Genomic DNA, 16872 nt, shown 5'->3' on the forward strand with positions numbered 1-16872 from the left:
AACAGATTGGCTTATTTACATATCTGATGTCAACGAAAAGCAACAGGATCCAACAGTTCCGCAACTGGCCCTGTGTGACGTCTGTGTCACTCCCATGACGGTTGTGCGGCAGCCGATGGCAACGGCCCTGAGCTGGGCAACAGTGGGATGAACCAGTCCCGAGAGGAGTCCCGATGCCCCGCCTTCACGACACCGAGACGATTCACAGCGACAGCGCTCATCTCGGGACGACGCCCCAGGTCGTCGCCACCGCCGCCGACTTCGCCACCGCCGAGCGCGCGGTGTCCCAGCTGATCGACGGGGGAGTGCCGGCTGGCCGGGCGGTGATCGTCGCCTGCGGCCGTCAGCTCGCCGGCCGTCGTCCCGGCGCCCTGGCCGCCCGCGACGGCGCCCTGGCCGGCGCGGTGGTCGCGGTCCTGATCGAGCACCTGCTGGCCTGGTTCGACCTGATCATCCCGATCGCCGACATGACCTGGAGCACCCTGGTCGCCGCCGGGCTGGGCGCGCTGATCGGCGCCGTGCTCGGGCTGATCCGGCACGAGCTGGCCGGGGAGGACGGACCCCCCAAGGTCCTCCCCGGTCACTACGACGTGCTGGTCGCCGCCGAGGTGGCCGACGACGCCGTCCGCATCCTCGGCCCCGCGACCTGACGCCTAGGCGGGGCGGCTCCAGGTCACCTGGACGGGCAGGCGTAGGCGGCTGGTCTCGGTGGGGTCGGTCATCGCCGCGCCGAGCAGGTCCATCGCGGCCCGGCCCAGCGCGTCACCGGCCACGTCGATCGCCGGGATGCCGGGCACCCCGAGCGCCTCGGTCACCGTGGTCTCCGCGCTGACCAGCACCTCACCCGGCACCTGCACACCCCGGCCACGCAGGGTGAGGATCAGACCCAGAGCCAGGGCCGTCGCGTACGGCACCACAGCGGTGGCCCCGGACTCGAGCACCTCGGCGGTGGCCGTCACGCCCGCCGCGAAGCTCGCCGGATACGGTCCGTGCACCGTCAACTCGGCGCCGGAGCGGGCCGCCGCCTCCCGGGCCGCCGCCGCACGACCGGGGTCCTGCCAGGATCCGGGCGGGCCACCGAGGTAGGCGATCCGCCGGTGCCCGCGCACCGCCAGCCCTTGGACCACCGCCCCGATCGCGGTCGCGGTGTCGGCCACCACCGACGGCAGCCCCTCGGCCTCCCGGTCCACCAGAACCGTCGGCTTGATCGCGGCGATCGCGGCGACGTTCTCCTCCGGACCGCGCGGTGCGGCCAGGATCAGCCCGTCGACCTGGGCGGCCAGACGCTCCAGCGCGGCCAGCCCGGCGGCCGTCTCCAATGAGGCGACCGTCACGGTGAGGTGCAGGTCGGACTCGGCCGCCCGGGCCTGGGCGCCGCCGATGATCGGGGCGAAGAACGCGTTCTCCAGGGTCGGCACCACAAACGCGGCCAGGCCGGTGCGGCCCCGGGCGAGCTGGCTGGCGGTCCGGTTCAGCACATATCCCAGCTGGTCAGCGGCGGCCCGGATGCGGGCGATGGTCTCCGGCGCGACCATCTCGGGGCGGGCCAGGGCGCGCGACACGGTCGACTTGTTGTAGCCGGCCAGCGCTGCCACATCCGCCAGGGTTGCCACGGGATCCTCTCGGTCTTCGTTACACGGTGTTTACCACCACTAGTGCGCCCACATCATCCTCGGTGAAGTAGCCTGCGTGCAACCGGTTGTGCAACCGGTTGCATGTGACCGATCCGAGAATATTGGGAAATGTCTCGTAAAACCGCTCTTCTCCTGCTGCCGGGGCTCGCGTTCCTCGCCATCGGGTTCCTCGTGCCCGCGGTGGCGATGCTCGTCGCACCGCCCGGCGCGGAGACCGCGGCGGTGTTCACGCGGTTCGGCGAGATGCTCGTCGACCCGTACGAGCTGCGCATCATCGGGCGCACCGTCGCCCTCGGGCTGATCGTGACCGCCCTCTGCGTCGGGCTCGGCTTCCCGATCGCGTACCTGCTGGCCCGCTCGACCAGCCGCTGGGGCGGTGTCCTGCTGGCGCTGGCGATCTTCCCGCTGCTGCTCAGCAACGTGGTCCGCACCTTCGGCTGGCTGGTGCTGCTCGGCGCCAACGGGGCCATCGGCAAACTGCTCACCTCGACCGGCCTGGCCGACGAGGCGCCGCAGCTGCTCTACACGCCCCTGGCGATCGTGCTCGGCCTGACCCAGCTGTTCCTGCCGCTGGCGATCATCTCCTGCTACTCGGCGGTCGCGCAGATCGATCCGGGACTGGACGACGCCGCCCGCGGGCTGGGCGCCGGGCGCACCCGCACGTTCTGGACCGTGGTGGTGCCGCTCGCCCTGCCCGGCATCGTGGTCGCGGCCACCCTGGTCTTCGCCGGGTCGGTCACCGCGTACACCACGCCCTATCTGCTGGGCGGTTCCGGTCAGCGGATGCTCGCCACCCAGCTCTTCTCGTACGCGTCGGTCTCGGTCGGCTGGGCGGCGGCCAGCGCCACCGCACTGATCATGACGATCCTGGTCTTCCTGATCTCCGGGCTGTCCTCGCTCGCCGGGCGCAAGGGGGCGACGACATGAGGCGTCCCGTCGCGGCGACCCTCGCCGTCCTCGGTTACCTGATCATGATCGTGCCGATCCTGTTCGTGGTGGCGACCGCGTTCAGCGCCGGCCGTACCCTGCGCTTCCCGCCGGAGGGCTTCTCGTTGCAGTGGTTCGAGGCGGCGGTCACCTACGACCCGTTCATGGAGTCGCTGGTCTCCAGCCTCTACCTGGCGATCGGCGCGACCGCCCTGGCCCTGCTGCTCGGGGTGCCGGCCACCATCGCCATCCACCGCGGCAAGATCCCCGGCCGGGGGCTGGTGGAGGGGCTGTTCCTGTCCCCGCTGATCGTGCCGGAGCTGGTCGTCGGGCTCGCGCTCTACCAGCAGCTGATGATCGGTTTCGGACTCGACAACCTGACCACCCTGCTGCTCGGGCACACCGCGCTGCTGCTGCCGTACGCCGTCCGGGTCACCGGCGCCTCGCTCGCCCTGGCCGACCCGGCCGTCGAGGAGGCCGCCCGCGGACTCGGCGCCTCGCCGGTGCGGGCCTTCCTCACCGTCACCCTGCCGCTGCTGCGCCCCGGGATCTTCTCGGCCGCCCTGCTCGGCTTGGTGACCTCGTTCAACAACGTGCCGCTGTCGCTGCTGCTGCAGGACCGGGAGTTCCGGACACTGCCGGTCACGATGCTCGACTACGTCCAGCAGAGCTACAACCCGCGGATCGCCGCGATGGCCACCATCATCCTCGCCGCGACCGTCGTCATCGCGGTCATAGCGGAGCGCACCGTCGGCTTCGCCAAGATCTTCGGAGGCATCAACCGATGACCATCGCTGCTGAATTCGTCGGCGTCACCCAGCGGTTCGGGGATTTCACCGCCGTGGACGGGATCGACCTGGAGATCCCCGAGGGCAAGCTCACCACGCTGCTCGGGCCGAGTGGCTGCGGCAAGACCACCTCGCTGCGGATGCTCGCCGGGTACAGCCTGCCGACCGCCGGCACCATCAAGATCCACGGGGTGGACAGCACCACTCTGCCGCCGGAGAAGCGCGGGCTGGGCATGGTGTTCCAGTCCTACGCCCTGTTCCCGCACATGACAGTCGCGCAGAACGTTGCTTACGGTCTCAAAATCCGAAAAGTAGGACAGAAAGAGATCGCGGCGCGCGTTTCGGAGACGCTCGATCTTGTCGGGCTGGGTCATCTCTCCGCCAGTAAGCCCAAGAAGCTCTCCGGCGGCCAGCAACAGCGGGTCGCCCTGGCCCGCGCGATCGCCATCCGCCCCCGGCTGCTCCTGCTCGACGAGCCGCTGTCGAACCTCGACGCCCGGCTGCGGGTGCAGATGCGCGCCGAGATCCGCCGCATCCAGTCCGAGACCGGCCTGACCGTCGTCCTGGTCACCCACGACCAGGACGAGGCGCTGGAGATGTCCGACCTGATGGTCCTGATGAAGAGCGGCCGGATCATGCAGTCCGGCTCGCCGCGCGAGGTCTTCGCGAACCCGGCGAACCGCTTCGTGGCCGATTTCCTGGGCTACGAGAACTTCTTCACCGACAAAACCGGCATTTTCCGTACGGTACGCCCGGAGCACCTCACGCTCGGCGCCGGCGACGGAGAACGGCTGGACGCCACCGTGGTCTCCACCGCCTACCGCGGCGTGGACCTGCTGGTGACCCTCGAGGCCGTCGACGGCGCCGGCCAGACCGTCCGCCTGGTGGCCGACGTCCGCAACGGGGCGGCCGTGGAACCCGGCACCCGCACCACAGTCACCGCCGACGCGGCACACCTCGTCACCCTCGCAGCTAAGGAATAGTCAGTTGATACGCCACGCCCTCACCGCGGCCTTCTCCGCGGCCGCCCTGCTCGTCACCGCCGGGTGCTCCGGTTCGTCCACCGACTCCGCCGCGGAGAAGCTGGTGCTGAGCACCTTCCCGTTCGGTGTCGAGGAGTTCACCGAGGCGGTCCTGGACCCGTTCACCGAGGCCACCGGCATCGAGGTCGAGGTCGAGACCGGTTCCAACTCGGACCGGCTCTCGCAGCTGCAGGTGGCCGGGGACAAGGCCGGCGCCGACGTCGTGCTGATCTCCGACTACTACGCGGCGCTGGGCCAGCAGGACAAGCTGTTCCAGCAGATCCCGGCCGACAAGGTGCCGAACCTGGCGAAGATCGCGGACTTCGCCAAGGAGACCGCCTACCAGGGCCCGGCCTACAGCTACCAGCTCAACGGCACGATCTACAACACCGAGAAGCTGACCGCCGAGCAGGCCGCGAAGTGGGACGTCTACGCGGGCGCCAACAGCAAGAAGGTGGCCCTGCCCGACATCAGCGTCACCGCCGGCCAGCTGATGATCTCCGGCGTGGCCGCCAGCTACGGCTCCGGCCCGTACGACATCGATGCCGCTCTGAAGACCCTGGCCGGCTGGAAGCCGGGCGTGCTGCAGTTCTACAGCTCGTCCACCGAGGTCACCAACCTGCTCGCCCAGGGTGAGATCGTCGCCGCCGACACCCTCAACGGCTTCGCCACCACCCTGATGGCCGACGGCGAAAAGGTCGCCTGGACCCCGCCGGCCACCGGCAAATTCATGGCCACCAACCGCGCGATGGTCCCGGCCACCGCGAAGAACACCGAGAACGCCTACAAGTTCATCGACTACCTGCTGTCCGCCGAGGCGCAGACCAAGTCCGCCGAACTCGTCGGCGACCTGCCGGTCAACCCGGAGGCCACCGTGCCGCAGACCATCACCGCCGTCGTCGGCGACGTCGCGAAGGACCCGGTCGCCGCCGGCTACGCGACGCTCGACCCGGCCCAGCTGGTGCCGACCCGCAAGGACTGGGCCGACCGGTTCGCCCGCGAAGTCACCGGCAGCTGATCCACCCTCCCGGCCGGGACCTCCACCGCCAGGGAGGTCCCGGCCATCTTCTTGAGGAACACCATGTCTGATTTCGTTCGTGACCTGCCCAAGGTGGACCTGCACTGCCACCTGATCGGCACGGTCCGCGCCACCACGTTCGCGGAGCTGGCCCGGGCCGCGAAGCTCGACCTGCCCGACGAACCGGAGCGGATCTTCGCCGACATCAACTCGCTGCCGCCGGACCCGGAGCTGTACCGCAACACCCGCGTCCCGGTGCCACCGGGCCGCTCGGCCGACGAGCCCGAGGTGTCGTACTCGCTGTTCCGGGCCTCCGCCTGGGTCATCGAGTCGCTGCGCAGCGCCGACGACCTGACCCGGATCGTCTACGAGGCCTTCGAGGACGCGCACCGCAACAACGTGCGGCACCTGGAGATGTCCTTCGACGAGGTGCCCGCGCACCTGAGCGCGCTCGGTTACACCGGCTCGGTGAACGCGTACGTCGACGGCATCCGGATGGCCGAGCGGGACTTCGGGATGACCGGCCGGCTGCTCGCCGCCGTCGACCGCAGTCACTCCGGCGAGGCCGCGGTGGCACGGGTCCGCACGGTCGTCGACAACCCGAACGACTACGTGGTCGGCATCGGTCTGGACAACCTGGAGACGGCCGGCCCGCCGGAGCGGTTCGTGGACGCCTACCGGCTGGCCGGCGAGGCGGGCCTGCGCCGGACCGCGCACTCCTCCGAGCACGCCCCGATCGCCGCGAACACCATCACCTGCCTGGACGACCTGGGCTGCGACCGGATCGACCACGGCTACTTCGTCCTGGAGGACGACGCGGTGGTGGCCCGGCTGCGCGACGAGCAGACCGCGTTCCTGGTCGCCTCCACCACCTCGCGCCGCAGCTGGCGCCCGTGGCGGCGGGCCTCCATCGCCGCGATGATCGAGGCCGGGCTGAACGTGATCCCGTGCTCCGACGACCCCGGCATGTTCCCGAACAGCCTGAACCAGGAGTACCGGATCCTCGCCGAGGACCTGGCCGTGCCCCGGGAGCGCCTGATCGCGATGGCGCTGGCCGGTGTGGACGCCTGCTGGCTGCCGGACGCCCAGAAGGCCGCTCTGCGGGCCCGTTTCCAGGCCGAGATCGACGCTCTGTAGAGCGAATTCGGGTAGGGCCGGTGGGCCCTACCCGAGTTAACGATCCGGAAACTCCGACTACTCCGCGACGACTCATCGGCTGCCTAACTTCTCATCCAGCTTGAGTCTCGCGACGCACATCCTCGTATTCGCCTCGCACGCATCTCCGGCTCCATGGACAATCACGTACTTGTCTGGAGACCGCCTTGTTCGACATATTGATCAATGTGATTTGCGAGCGGATTACGTGAGCGCCGAGGCGATCCGGGTGAACCGGGTCCGGCGGGTCTACGACATCGGTTCCGGCGGCTCGCTGACCGCCCTCGACGACGTCAGCCTGACCATTCCGGCCGGAACCTTCGTCAGCGTCATCGGCCCCAGCGGCTGCGGCAAGTCCACCCTGCTACGGGTGATCGCCGGGCTGGAACAGCCGGACGGCGGCGAGGTGCACGTCGGCGGCGTCACCCCGGCGCAGGCCGCCGAGCGCAAGATGCTCGGCCTGGTCCCGCAGACCCCGGCGCTGCTGCCCTGGCTCTCGGTGCTGAAGAACGTCTCGCTGCCGGCCAAGGTCAACCGGTCCGCGGGCCGCAAGCGGCGGACCGCGTCCGGCACCGGCGGCCCGGACATGGTGGAGCTGCTGCGCAAGGCCGGCCTGCACGACGTGATGCACAAGCTGCCGTCGCAGATCTCCGGCGGTATGCAGCAACGGGCCGCGATCGTCCGGGCGTTCGGCCTGCACCCGGACGTGCTGCTGATGGACGAGCCGTTCTCGGCGCTGGACGAGTTCACCCGGGAGGCGCTGCAGGAGCAGCTGCTGGACCTGTGGGACGAGCTGAAGGCGACCGTGCTGTTCGTGACCCACTCGGTCAGCGAGGCGGTCCGGCTCTCCGACCGGATCGTGGTGATGGCCCCGCACCCGGGCCGGATCACCGACGTCCTGGACATCGACCTGCCCCGCCCGCGCGGCCAGGCGATCCTCAAGACCGCGCAGTTCCACCGTTACGAGGACCTGGTCCGGGACCGGCTCCGCGGCGCCTTCCAGGGGGCCGCGTCATGAGGAAGTCCCTGCACCCGTCGTTCTGGCTGCCGCTGGTGCTGATGATGACCGCGCTCGGGCTGCTCTGGCAGTGGGGCGCGGGCCGGATGCCGTACCTGCTGCCGCCGCTCGGCGCGATCCGCGACACCCTGATCGAGGACGCCGGCTACTACCTCAGCAACGCCCTGGTCACGCTGCAGGAGGCGCTCGGCGGGCTGGTGCTCGGCGGGCTCAGCGCCTTCGTGATCGGCGTGCTGGTCAGCGAGTTCACCGTGGCCCGGCGGGCGATCATGCCGGTGGCGGTGGTGCTCAACGTGACACCGCTGGTGGCGATCGCGCCGGCGCTGGTGGTCGCGTTCGGGTTCGGCGCCGCCCCGAAACTGATCGTCACCGGGCTGATCTGCTTCTTCCCGGTGCTGATCAACACCTCGGTGGGGCTGCGCGCGGTGCCGCTGCCGGTGCTGCAGGTCTACCGGACGGTGCACGCGTCCCGGCTGGAGACGCTCTGGCACCTGCGGATCCCCAGCGCGCTGCCGTACCTGTTCGCCGCCCTGCGCATCGTCTTCCCGCTGTCGGTGGTCGGCGCGGTGGTCGCCGAACTGTCCGCGGCCGGCTCCGCCGAGGGTCTGGGCACCGCGATCAGCCTGGCGTCGTCGATGAACCGGCTCGCCGCGGTCTACGCCTCGATCGCGATCCTCGCGCTGCTCGGCTCCCTGCTGCTGCTGGCCGTGACCCTGCTGGAGCGCCGCCTCCTGCACTGGCACGAGACCCAGAGCGCCTAGTCACCCGTTCGGTTTGCCCTGCCAGCGAAACCTTAGGAGTGCATATCATGAAATATCGCTTCGTATCCGCGGCTGTCGCCGTGCTGACCTTGGCCGCCTGCAACACCGCCCCCGAGGAGCCGAAGGCGCAGTCCGCCCCGGCGATCTCCGACGAGCGGTGCGCGCAGAACAAGGCGGCCGGCAAGATCACCTATCTGTCCGGTTACCAGTGGCAGTCCTCGGCCTCGATCCTGGAGTACGTGGCCGCCGACGACCTGGGTTACTTCGAGGCGCTCTGCCTCGACGTGGCGATGCAGCCCGGCACCGGCGACACCAGCCAGAACACCAAACTGCTCGCCAGCGGCCAGGTGACGTTCAGCCCGGTCAGCCAGCAGGACGTGCTCTCCGCCAACGCCAACGGCATCAAGGTGCAGGGCGTCTCCACGTACTCCCGGGTGGGTCTGGAGATCCTGATGACCATGCCGGAGATCACCGACCTCAAGCAGTTGAACGGCACCACCCTCGGCCAGAAGGGCGCCATGCCGGTCGGTGTGCAGGCGATGCTGGCCAAGGCCGGCGCCGACTACGACTCGATCAAGCAGGTGGTCGTCGGTTACGACCCGTCGATCCTGCCCCGTGGTCAGGTCAAGTCGCTGACCGGCTTCATCTCCAACGAACCCAACCAGTTGGCGGCGGCCAAGACCGAGGTCAAGGTCTGGCGGCCGTACGACTACGACGTGCCCGGTTCCCTCGGCGCGATGGCCGTCAACCCGGAGTTCGCCGCGAAGCACCCGACCGCGGTGCAGGACTTCCTCCGCGCCGGACTGCACGCCTTCGAACACTGCGAGAAGAACGGCGCGCAGTGTGTGGCGGCGGCCGCCGACCTGACCGGCGCCGGTTACGACGAGAAGCACAACCTGAAGATCTGGGAGACCGAGGTCGGCGTGATCCGGGAGACACTGAAGGCCGGAACCCCGCTCGGTGCCATCGACACCGGCAACGTCCAGTCGCTCGTGGCACTGCTGAACACCTACGGCAAGACCAGCATCGACCCGGCCGTCGGCGCCGCCGAATTCAACACCTCGTACATCAAGGAAATCTACTCCGGCGACACACTCGTCTGGCCCGCCCCGTAATTCTGAAAAGTCTGAGAGGTATCGATGTCCGACAAAGAGTACGGGGTGTTCCTCCCGATCGGTAACGGCGGTTGGATGATCTCCGAAACGGCACCGCACCCGGAAGCCACCTACGCGTACAACCGGAAGGTCGCGGTCGACGCCGAAGCCATCGGCCTGGACTTCATCATGTCGATGGCCAAATGGAAGGGCTTCGGCGGCACCACCGACCACTGGGGGCAGACCCTGGAGTCGATGACCATGATGGCCGCCCTGGCCGAGGCCACCAGCCGGGTCAAGATCTGGGCGACCATGCACGCCAACATCCACCACCCGGCGATCGCCGCGAAGATGTACACCACCCTGCAGGACGTCTCCGGCGGCCGGGCCGGGATGAACATCGTCAACGGCTCCTACGCCGCCGAGTTCCAGCAGATGGGCCTCTGGGACGAGAAACTGTCACACGCCGACCGGTACCGGATGACCGAGGAGTGGACCGAGGCCGTCCTGCGCCTGTGGACCGAGGACAGCGTGACCATGAAGAGCGACTTCTTCACCCTCGAGGACTGCGAGTCCCGGCCGCACCCGGCCACCCGGCCCACCATCATCAGCGCCGGACGCTCCGACCGGGGCCGCGACTTCCAGGCCAAATACGCCGACGGCGCGTTCCTCAGCGCCGACAACCTGGACCAGATGCGCGAGTTCTCCCGCTCGGTGCACGAGCGCTCCGCCGAACAGGGGCGGAACTGCAAGACCTACTCGATGCTGACCGTGGTCCTGGACGAGACCGACGCGGCCGCCGAGGCCAAGGCCAAGCGGTACTCGGCCGGCCTGGACAAGCAGGCGCTGATCGGGATGCGTACCTCCTGGGGCATTCCCGCCGACGTGGCCCGCGCCTGGGCCGACGGCGCGACCGGGGCCGAGGCGTTCCAGACGCCGTACGTCACCGGTAGCCCGGACACCGTCTACGCCCACATCAACCAGATCGTCGACACCGCCGAACTGGACGGGCTGATGCTGATCTTCCCGGACTACCACGCCGACATGCTCCCGTTCGGCGAGACCGTCCTGCCCCGGCTGCGGGCGCGGGGATGAGCGACCTCCGGCAGGCCCAGCTCGCCGCCCTCACCGGACGGCCCGCCCTGGTCGTGGTGGACGTGCAGAACTCGTTCGCCTCCGCTGAGGTGCAGGCTGCCGTCGACGTCATCGCCGGCCTGGTCGACGCCGCCCGGGACAGCGGGGTGCCGGTCGTCTGGGTCGGGCTCGGCAGTGATCCGGAACGGCCATGGAAGACAAGTGCCTGGCTGCGCCAAGGAGATCCGGACGCGCCGTACGGGCCGGACGAGCCCTGCGTGCTCGGCACCCCCGGCGCCGAGTGGCACCGGGTCAGCCCCGCCCCCGGCGAGATCATCGTGGTCAAACGCGCCTACAGCGGCTTCCTCGGCACCCCGTTGGAGGTGCTGCTCCGGCAGGAGGGCATCGGCTGGCTCGCCGTCTGCGGCCTGACCACCGAATGCTGCGTGGCCGCCACCGCCACCGACGCCTGCCAGCTCGACTGGCCGGTGCTGATCCCGCACGACGCCACCGCCGCCTACGAGGAAGCCCTGCACGAGGCCGCGCTCACCCAGCTCGCCCTCAACGTCGCCGTCCTCACCGACGCCGCCGAGCTGACCCGTATCTGGAAGGGGGCTTCCGCATGACCGGCATGCACCTCGCCTTCGACCTGTCGTTCACGCACACCGAAGGACGCTGGGCCCGGCGCGGGTCCTGGGTCGGCCGGGACTTCCCGGACCCCCGGATGTACATGGAACTCGCCCAGACCGCCGAGCGCGCCGGGATCGGCATGCTGTTCTTCGGCGACGGCACCGGCATCCCGGACACCTGGCGCGGCTCCATCGACGCCGCCGTCGAATGGGGTGTGCAATGGCCCCGGCACGACATGGCCCCGATCATCGCGGCGATGTCCACCGTCACCGACCACATCGGGTTCGGGCTCACCTACTCGTCGACGTTCATGCACCCCTTCTACACCGCACGCCTGCTCAACTCGCTCGACCACGTCACCGGTGGGCGGATCGCGTTCAACGTGGTCGCCTCCACCCGCGGCGCCGACGCCGCCAACTACGGCTTCGACAGGCTGATGGCACACGGCGAACGCTACGAGCGGATGGAGGAGTTCATCGACGTCTGCCAGGCGCTGTGGGCGTCGGTGGCGCCGGACGCGATCGTCCGCGACCGTTCGACCGGCCGGTTCGCCGACCCGGCCAAGGTCGGGAGGATCAACCACCAGGGCAAACATTTCGCCGTACGGGGACCGCTGCCGTGTGTGCCCAGCCCGCAGATCAGCCCGATGCTGGTCCAGGCCGGCAACTCGCCCCGGGGCATCGCCGCGTCGGCCCGCTTCGCCGACCTGGTCTTCGGATTCGGCGGCAGCGTCGCTTCCCAGCAACGGCACCGCACCATGCTGGACGCCGCCCTCACCACCGAGGGCCGTGACCCGGCGGACGTCGGCATCCTGTGGGCCACCCAGGTCATCGTCGGCCGCACCCGCGACGAGGCCCGGGCCCGGCGCGACGAGGTGCTCGGCTTCTGGAGCGAGGAGGCGGTCGGTGCGTTCCTGTCCCACAACGCCGGTGTCGACTTCTCCAAGCTGCCCGCGGCGTTCCCGCTCGGCGAGCTGCGCCGCCAGGCCGAAGAGGCGCAGGCGTCGCCGTCCGGACTGATCGGCACCCTGATCGCGGCACACGGCGAGGACTACCGGATGACCAGAACCGAGTTCTTCGAACACGGCTGGACCAGCGCCACCGGCCTGGACCACACGGTGATCGGCGACCCGGAATCGGTGGCCGACCACCTGGAGGAGAACTTCGCCGCCACCGGAGCCCGCGGCGGCTACATGCTGTCCACCCCGCTCGCGATGCCCTCCGGCCTCACCGACGTGGCCGAACTGCTGGCCCCGGAACTGCGCCGCCGCGGCGCCCTGGCCCCTCGTTACCCGGGCCGGACCCTCCGCGAGAACCTGGCCCTCTGATGCCCCCATCCGCGGCTTTGTCTCCGCCGCCGGGCCCACCTTCACCCGCGGTGTCTTCCTCGTCCTCACCGTCGGTCGCCGAGCAGACGGTCCTGGTGTGCGCGCTCATCGGGACCGCGCAGATGACCTCGGGTGTCACGGTTCCGGTGTTGCCGCTCTACCTGGACGGGCACGGGATCGCCGTCGGGGTGCTCGGGCCGGTGGTGGCCGCGTTCGCCGTCGGCCGGGTGATCGCCAACGTTCCCGCGGGGCTTGCTCTGCGGCGGTTTCCGGCCCGCGCCTACCTGTGGGCCGTGCTGCTGGCGCTGGCGGTGGTCACCGCCCTGACCGGCCTGGCCGGTTCGACCGCCACCCTGCTCGGCTTCCGGCTGGTGGCCGGAGTGTTCGGCGGCGCGGCGGTGACCATCGGGTTCGCCCTGCTCGTCGCCGGCGCGCCGGCCGACCGGCGCGGCTCGGTGATGGCCACCGCCACGGTCGTCCAGATGAGCGCGGGCGCGGCCGGCGCGGTCCTGGGCGGCTCGGTCGTCGGCCTGGTCGGCCCGGCCTGGACCTTCACGGTCGCCGCCATCCCCGCCCTGGCCTGCCTGCTCTGGGACGCGGCCCGCCCGGCCACCGTCTACTGGTCGGCTCTGGCCCCGTCACCCTCGTCCGCGTCGCCGCCTGCCTCGCCATCCGCGTCGCCGCCTGCTTCTCCATCCGCGTCGCCGGCCGCGGCGACGGTGAAGCCGGGCGGGGGCGCGCTCCTGGTGGCGCTCTGTGCGCTCTCGTTCGCCACCTTCCTGGTCCGGTTCGCGGGGGAGCAGGGACTGGTGCCGGTCCTGGCCTACGGCTCCGGGGGCCTCACCCCGTTCACTCTCGGGCTGGCCACCGCTGCCGGGACCGTCGCCAGTCTGGCCGCCATGCCGCTGATCGGGCGGTGGGTGGACCGGGGCGCCCGCAACAGTCTGCTGCTGCCCTCCGGGATCGTCGGTGCGGTCGCCCTCACGGTCCTGCCCCTCCTGCACGTCCCTCTGGGATTCAGCGGCGCGATAGTTGCGTATTCGCTGGCCACCAGTGTGATGGGGGTTCTACCGGGAGTCGTCACCGGTGAGACGTTCCCGGCCGACGCGGCCGGTGCGGTGATCGGCTTGACCCGGACCGCGGGGGACATCGGTGCCGCGGTCGGACCGCTCGCCGTCTTCGGACTCGCCGACCTGGCGGGCAATCTGGCCGCGTGTGTCCTGCTGGGCGCGGTGTTCCTGGCGGCGGCCCTCGCCATGGCGGTCGCCCTGGTCCGGCGGCCGGCGCCCGTCGTCGCGGTGGGGGCGTCGTGATCATCACCGGCGTGGTCGTGCACGGGGCCGGACGCGGCCGTCCGATGGGGTACCCGACCGCCAACCTGGACATCACCGAATCCGGCGAACTGCCGCCCGACGGCGTCTACTTCGGCTGGTTCACCCTGGACGACCGTACCGACGCGGCGTTGTTGTCGATCGGGACCAACCCGACCTTCGGTGGTTACGCCCGCAGCGTCGAAGCCCACGTGCTGGACCGGAACGAGGACATGTACGGCCGGACCGCCCGGGTGGAGATCGGCGCCCTGATCCGGGGCCAGGTGCGGTTCGTGAACGCTGAGGCGCTGGTCGCGGCGATGCGGACCGACGAGCGTTTCGCCCGGCGGATGGCGGCGGGCGGAGACGATGCGACAGCGGAGGAGTTGCCGTGGTGCCCGCAATGAGCGCGAGACGGTTCACACACGAATCCGCGGCGTGCGGACGTAGGGTGTTACCCATGTCCGAGGCCGGTGACGAACGGGGCTGGCGCCGTTTCGGGCCGGAGAGCATCGAGCGCGCCATGCTGCTGGCGCTCGGTGACGAGTTCGGTGTCGCGCTGCGGCCCCGGTCGATCGACCTCGGGGACGGCACCCGGCTGGAGATCGAGGGCGCCGACGAGGGCTGTGACCTGCTCGTGCAGATGGTCGGCAACCAGGGCACCTTCCGGTCGCTGCATCGCAACAAGGTGATGGCCGACATGTTCAAATTGACCTGGCTACGCAGTGCGATGTTCCCGGACAGCCGGGCCGTGCTCTGTGTCAGCGAGACCGTCGCCCAAGTCTTCACACCGTCCGGGTGGACCACCCGGGCCGCCCGTGACCTGGGCATCGAGGTGTGGATCTTCGACGCGGCCGGCAAACCGGCGCCGTTGCAGCACGCCTGAGAGCAACACTCGACAGGAACTCCGCAGCTCCGGTCTCATCCCTTTCCGATGTGCCTGGCGACCATTCCGGACAGCTCCGCGGTGGCTGAAGTATCCCGGCAACTGTGAAGGAACGTCATGAGAATCGCGATCGTGGTGGGCAATCCGAAGCCCCGCTCCCGCACTCTGGAGGTCGCCGAGGCGGTGGCCGCGGTGCTGCCCGGCGACGTGGTCGAGACGATCGATCTGGCCGAGCACGCCGAACGCCTGTTCACCTGGGGTGACCCGGTCCTGGACGAGCTGACCGCGACTGTCGCCGCCTGTGATCTGGTGGTGGTGGCGTCGCCCACCTACAAGGCCACGTACACCGGGATGCTGAAGGCGTTCCTGGACCGGTACCCGACGAACGGGCTGGCCGGGACGGTGGCGGTGCCGGTGATGACGGGTGGGGCTCCGGATCATTCACTGGCGGTGGAGGCGTATCTGCGCCCGCTGCTGGTCGAGCTCGGTGCCAGCGTACCGACGCGGGGTCTTTATCTTGTGATGTCCCGGATGGACGAACTGATCGAGATCGTCGAGGCGTGGGCGGCGGCTAACGTGGCGGTGCTCGATGTCTGACCATGGCCGGGAGTTCCGTCGGGTCCTGGGTGGGTTCGCTTCCGGAGTCACCGTGATCACCGCTGTCACGGACGGGGTGCCGGTGGGGATGACCTGCCAGTCGTTCTTCAGTCTGTCCCTGGATCCGCCGTTGATCGCCTTCTCGCCGGCGCGCACGTCCACGTCGTACCCGCTGATCCGGCGGTCGGGCTCGTTCTGCGTGAACATTCTGGAGGCGGGGCAGGAGGCGTTGTGCCGTCAGTTCGCGCGCAGCGGCACCGACAAGTGGGCGGGTGTCGGCTGGCGTCCGGGGGTGACCGGCAGCCCGATTCTGGACGGTGTGTTGGCCAGCATCGACTGTGAGCTGGATCGGGATCTGGAGACCGGCGACCACTTCCTGACGATCGGCCGGGTGGTCGACCTGGCGAGTGTGCCGGGCCGCAGTCCGCTGCTCTTCTTCAACGGCGCCTTCGAGCGCTTGCACGCCGCCTGACCGTCGAGGGTCCGGTGTCACTTTGAGTGATGTCGGACCCAATTTGGTTGACGGCTCAAATAAAGCGGTACGGTGATCTTGAGGGCTACGAGAGGACACCCCATGCGTGCCGTACGGTTGATGAAATGGCAGAGCGAACCCGTGGTCACCGAGGTGCCGGAGCCGGAACCCGGGCCCGGACAGGTGGTCGTCAAGGTCGGCGGCGCCGGTGCGTGCCACTCCGATCTGCACGTCTCGCACGCCGAGTCGATGCCCGGCTGGAGCACGCCGTTCACGCTCGGTCACGAGACCGCGGGCTGGGTGCACGCCGTCGGCGAGGGAGTGGACAACCTGGCGGTCGGTACCGCGGTCGCCGTCTACGGGCCGTGGGGTTGCGGACTGTGCGCCCGCTGCCGGACCGGTGCGGAGAACTACTGCGAGGGTGACGCCCCGGTCAAGGGTGGCGGCGCAGGCCTCGGCGCGGACGGCGGCATCGCCGAGTACATCCTGGTCCCGCACGCCCGCCTGGTGGTTCCGCTGCCCGACGGGCTCGACCCGGTGCAGGCCGCGCCGCTGACCGACGCCGGGCTCACCCCGTACCACGTGATCCGGCGCTCCCGCGACAAACTGCTGCCCGGCAGTGTCGCCGTGGTGATCGGCACCGGCGGGCTCGGCCACATCGCCGTGCAGATCCTTAAGGCGATCACCTCGGCGAAGGTGATCGCCATCGACAGCAAGCCGGCCGCCCTGGACCTGGCCCGCGAGTGCGGCGCCGACGTGGTGATCCCGGCCGGCACCGACGCCGCCGAGGCGGTCCGGGCAGCCACCGTGGGCGGCCGCGGCGCCGACCTGGTGATCGACTTCGTGGGCGCGACCGGCACCCTCGAGCTGGCCGTCAAGGTGGCCCGCCAGATGGCCGACGTGACGATCGTAGGCGCCGCGAACGGCACCCTGCCGTGGAACTTCTTCGCCGTCCCGTACGAGGTCAGCCTGCAGACCACCTACTGGGGCACCATCCCGGAGCTGGCCGAGCTGCTGGAACTGGCGGCGGCCGGCCTGGTCCGCCCCAAGGTCACCACGTTCCCGCTGGAGGAGGCGCCGGAGGTCTACCGCCGCCTGGACGAGGGCAAACTCGAGGGCCGAGCCGTCTTCATCCCCTGAGGGCTCCGCCCCGGAGCCC

General features: G+C 69.9%; 19 protein-coding genes. 18 read left to right on the forward strand and 1 reads right to left on the reverse strand.

Going from position 1 to position 16872, the window contains the following annotated elements:
• Positions 1-173: 173 nt before the first annotated feature.
• Positions 174-650: a hypothetical protein gene (locus Aco03nite_RS00645; RefSeq protein ID WP_203792487.1), complete on the forward strand. Its 477-nt coding sequence runs from the start codon at positions 174-176 to the stop codon at positions 648-650.
• Positions 651-653: 3 nt separating this feature from the next.
• Here Aco03nite_RS00645 and Aco03nite_RS00650 read toward each other — a convergent pair whose 3' ends face one another.
• Entirely contained in the window at positions 654-1613 is a 960-nt protein-coding gene (locus tag Aco03nite_RS00650; protein WP_203792489.1) for a LacI family DNA-binding transcriptional regulator, read from the reverse strand.
• 129 nt (positions 1614-1742) lie between these two features.
• Here Aco03nite_RS00650 and Aco03nite_RS00655 point away from each other — a divergent pair, with 129 nt between their 5' ends.
• The 17 genes from Aco03nite_RS00655 (at position 1743) to Aco03nite_RS00735 (ending at position 16853) form a co-directional block, all read left to right on the forward strand.
• Entirely contained in the window at positions 1743-2561 is an 819-nt protein-coding gene (locus Aco03nite_RS00655) for an ABC transporter permease (RefSeq protein WP_203792491.1), read from the forward strand.
• Positions 2558-3349 (forward strand): ABC transporter permease, encoded by a 792-nt coding sequence (locus Aco03nite_RS00660; RefSeq protein WP_203792492.1) that lies wholly within the window; start codon positions 2558-2560, stop codon positions 3347-3349. Before Aco03nite_RS00655 ends, Aco03nite_RS00660 begins: the two co-directional genes overlap by 4 nt.
• Complete coding sequence (locus tag Aco03nite_RS00665; RefSeq protein WP_203792494.1) at positions 3346-4332, forward strand: ABC transporter ATP-binding protein; 987 nt, start codon at positions 3346-3348, stop codon at positions 4330-4332. The genes Aco03nite_RS00660 and Aco03nite_RS00665 overlap by 4 nt, the downstream gene beginning before the upstream one ends.
• Positions 4333-4336: 4 nt before the next feature.
• A complete protein-coding gene (locus tag Aco03nite_RS00670) occupies positions 4337-5389 on the forward strand; it encodes an extracellular solute-binding protein (RefSeq protein WP_203792496.1) in 1053 nt (350 codons plus the stop codon).
• A 63-nt stretch (positions 5390-5452) separates the two neighbouring features.
• On the forward strand, positions 5453-6526 hold the full coding sequence (locus Aco03nite_RS00675; protein WP_203792497.1) for an adenosine deaminase family protein: 1074 nt from the start codon (positions 5453-5455) through the stop codon (positions 6524-6526).
• 211 nt (positions 6527-6737) lie between these two features.
• Complete coding sequence (locus tag Aco03nite_RS00680; protein ID WP_203792498.1) at positions 6738-7562, forward strand: ABC transporter ATP-binding protein; 825 nt, start codon at positions 6738-6740, stop codon at positions 7560-7562.
• Positions 7559-8323, forward strand: a complete 765-nt coding sequence (locus tag Aco03nite_RS00685) for an ABC transporter permease (protein ID WP_203792499.1) — start codon at positions 7559-7561, stop codon at positions 8321-8323. Before Aco03nite_RS00680 ends, Aco03nite_RS00685 begins: the two co-directional genes overlap by 4 nt.
• Before the next feature lie 47 nt (positions 8324-8370).
• On the forward strand, positions 8371-9438 hold the full coding sequence (locus tag Aco03nite_RS00690; protein ID WP_203792500.1) for an ABC transporter substrate-binding protein: 1068 nt from the start codon (positions 8371-8373) through the stop codon (positions 9436-9438).
• 24 nt (positions 9439-9462) lie between these two features.
• Entirely contained in the window at positions 9463-10512 is a 1050-nt protein-coding gene (locus tag Aco03nite_RS00695) for an LLM class flavin-dependent oxidoreductase (protein WP_203792501.1), read from the forward strand.
• Complete coding sequence (locus tag Aco03nite_RS00700; RefSeq protein WP_203792502.1) at positions 10509-11117, forward strand: cysteine hydrolase family protein; 609 nt, start codon at positions 10509-10511, stop codon at positions 11115-11117. The genes Aco03nite_RS00695 and Aco03nite_RS00700 overlap by 4 nt, the downstream gene beginning before the upstream one ends.
• Positions 11114-12448: an NtaA/DmoA family FMN-dependent monooxygenase gene (locus tag Aco03nite_RS00705; RefSeq protein ID WP_203792504.1), complete on the forward strand. Its 1335-nt coding sequence runs from the start codon at positions 11114-11116 to the stop codon at positions 12446-12448. Before Aco03nite_RS00700 ends, Aco03nite_RS00705 begins: the two co-directional genes overlap by 4 nt.
• A gap of 50 nt (positions 12449-12498) precedes the next feature.
• Positions 12499-13761, forward strand: a complete 1263-nt coding sequence (locus Aco03nite_RS00710) for an MFS transporter (protein ID WP_203792506.1) — start codon at positions 12499-12501, stop codon at positions 13759-13761.
• The gene (locus tag Aco03nite_RS00715) at positions 13758-14165 is read left to right on the forward strand and encodes a riboflavin kinase (RefSeq protein ID WP_203792508.1); all 408 of its coding nucleotides are present in this window, start codon (positions 13758-13760) and stop codon (positions 14163-14165) included. Before Aco03nite_RS00710 ends, Aco03nite_RS00715 begins: the two co-directional genes overlap by 4 nt.
• 53 nt (positions 14166-14218) lie before the next feature.
• Positions 14219-14644 carry a hypothetical protein gene (locus tag Aco03nite_RS00720; RefSeq protein WP_203792510.1) on the forward strand — a complete coding sequence of 142 codons (426 nt, stop codon included), beginning with the start codon at positions 14219-14221 and terminating at the stop codon, positions 14642-14644.
• A gap of 117 nt (positions 14645-14761) precedes the next feature.
• Positions 14762-15241: an NADPH-dependent FMN reductase gene (locus Aco03nite_RS00725; RefSeq protein ID WP_203792511.1), complete on the forward strand. Its 480-nt coding sequence runs from the start codon at positions 14762-14764 to the stop codon at positions 15239-15241.
• Positions 15234-15713, forward strand: coding sequence for a flavin reductase family protein (locus tag Aco03nite_RS00730; protein ID WP_203792513.1), 480 nt, complete (start codon positions 15234-15236; stop codon positions 15711-15713). The genes Aco03nite_RS00725 and Aco03nite_RS00730 overlap by 8 nt, the downstream gene beginning before the upstream one ends.
• A 102-nt stretch (positions 15714-15815) precedes the next feature.
• Entirely contained in the window at positions 15816-16853 is a 1038-nt protein-coding gene (locus Aco03nite_RS00735; protein ID WP_203792515.1) for an NAD(P)-dependent alcohol dehydrogenase, read from the forward strand.
• The last annotated feature ends 19 nt before the right edge of the window (positions 16854-16872 follow it).

Source organism: Actinoplanes couchii, from assembly GCF_016862075.1.
GTDB lineage: Bacteria > Actinomycetota > Actinomycetes > Mycobacteriales > Micromonosporaceae > Actinoplanes > Actinoplanes couchii.

Coding starts and splice junctions, on each gene's coding strand:
- Aco03nite_RS00655 (WP_203792491.1), top strand. CDS start 1,743: ATGTCTCGTAAAACCGCTCTTCTCCTGCTGCCGGGGCTCGCGTTCCTC.
- Aco03nite_RS00645 (WP_203792487.1), top strand. CDS start 174: ATGCCCCGCCTTCACGACACCGAGACGATTCACAGCGACAGCGCTCAT.
- Aco03nite_RS00665 (WP_203792494.1), top strand. CDS start 3,346: ATGACCATCGCTGCTGAATTCGTCGGCGTCACCCAGCGGTTCGGGGAT.
- Aco03nite_RS00725 (WP_203792511.1), top strand. CDS start 14,762: ATGAGAATCGCGATCGTGGTGGGCAATCCGAAGCCCCGCTCCCGCACT.
- Aco03nite_RS00730 (WP_203792513.1), top strand. CDS start 15,234: ATGTCTGACCATGGCCGGGAGTTCCGTCGGGTCCTGGGTGGGTTCGCT.
- Aco03nite_RS00700 (WP_203792502.1), top strand. CDS start 10,509: ATGAGCGACCTCCGGCAGGCCCAGCTCGCCGCCCTCACCGGACGGCCC.
- Aco03nite_RS00660 (WP_203792492.1), top strand. CDS start 2,558: ATGAGGCGTCCCGTCGCGGCGACCCTCGCCGTCCTCGGTTACCTGATC.
- Aco03nite_RS00695 (WP_203792501.1), top strand. CDS start 9,463: ATGTCCGACAAAGAGTACGGGGTGTTCCTCCCGATCGGTAACGGCGGT.
- Aco03nite_RS00705 (WP_203792504.1), top strand. CDS start 11,114: ATGACCGGCATGCACCTCGCCTTCGACCTGTCGTTCACGCACACCGAA.
- Aco03nite_RS00675 (WP_203792497.1), top strand. CDS start 5,453: ATGTCTGATTTCGTTCGTGACCTGCCCAAGGTGGACCTGCACTGCCAC.
- Aco03nite_RS00685 (WP_203792499.1), top strand. CDS start 7,559: ATGAGGAAGTCCCTGCACCCGTCGTTCTGGCTGCCGCTGGTGCTGATG.
- Aco03nite_RS00720 (WP_203792510.1), top strand. CDS start 14,219: ATGTCCGAGGCCGGTGACGAACGGGGCTGGCGCCGTTTCGGGCCGGAG.
- Aco03nite_RS00735 (WP_203792515.1), top strand. CDS start 15,816: ATGCGTGCCGTACGGTTGATGAAATGGCAGAGCGAACCCGTGGTCACC.
- Aco03nite_RS00690 (WP_203792500.1), top strand. CDS start 8,371: ATGAAATATCGCTTCGTATCCGCGGCTGTCGCCGTGCTGACCTTGGCC.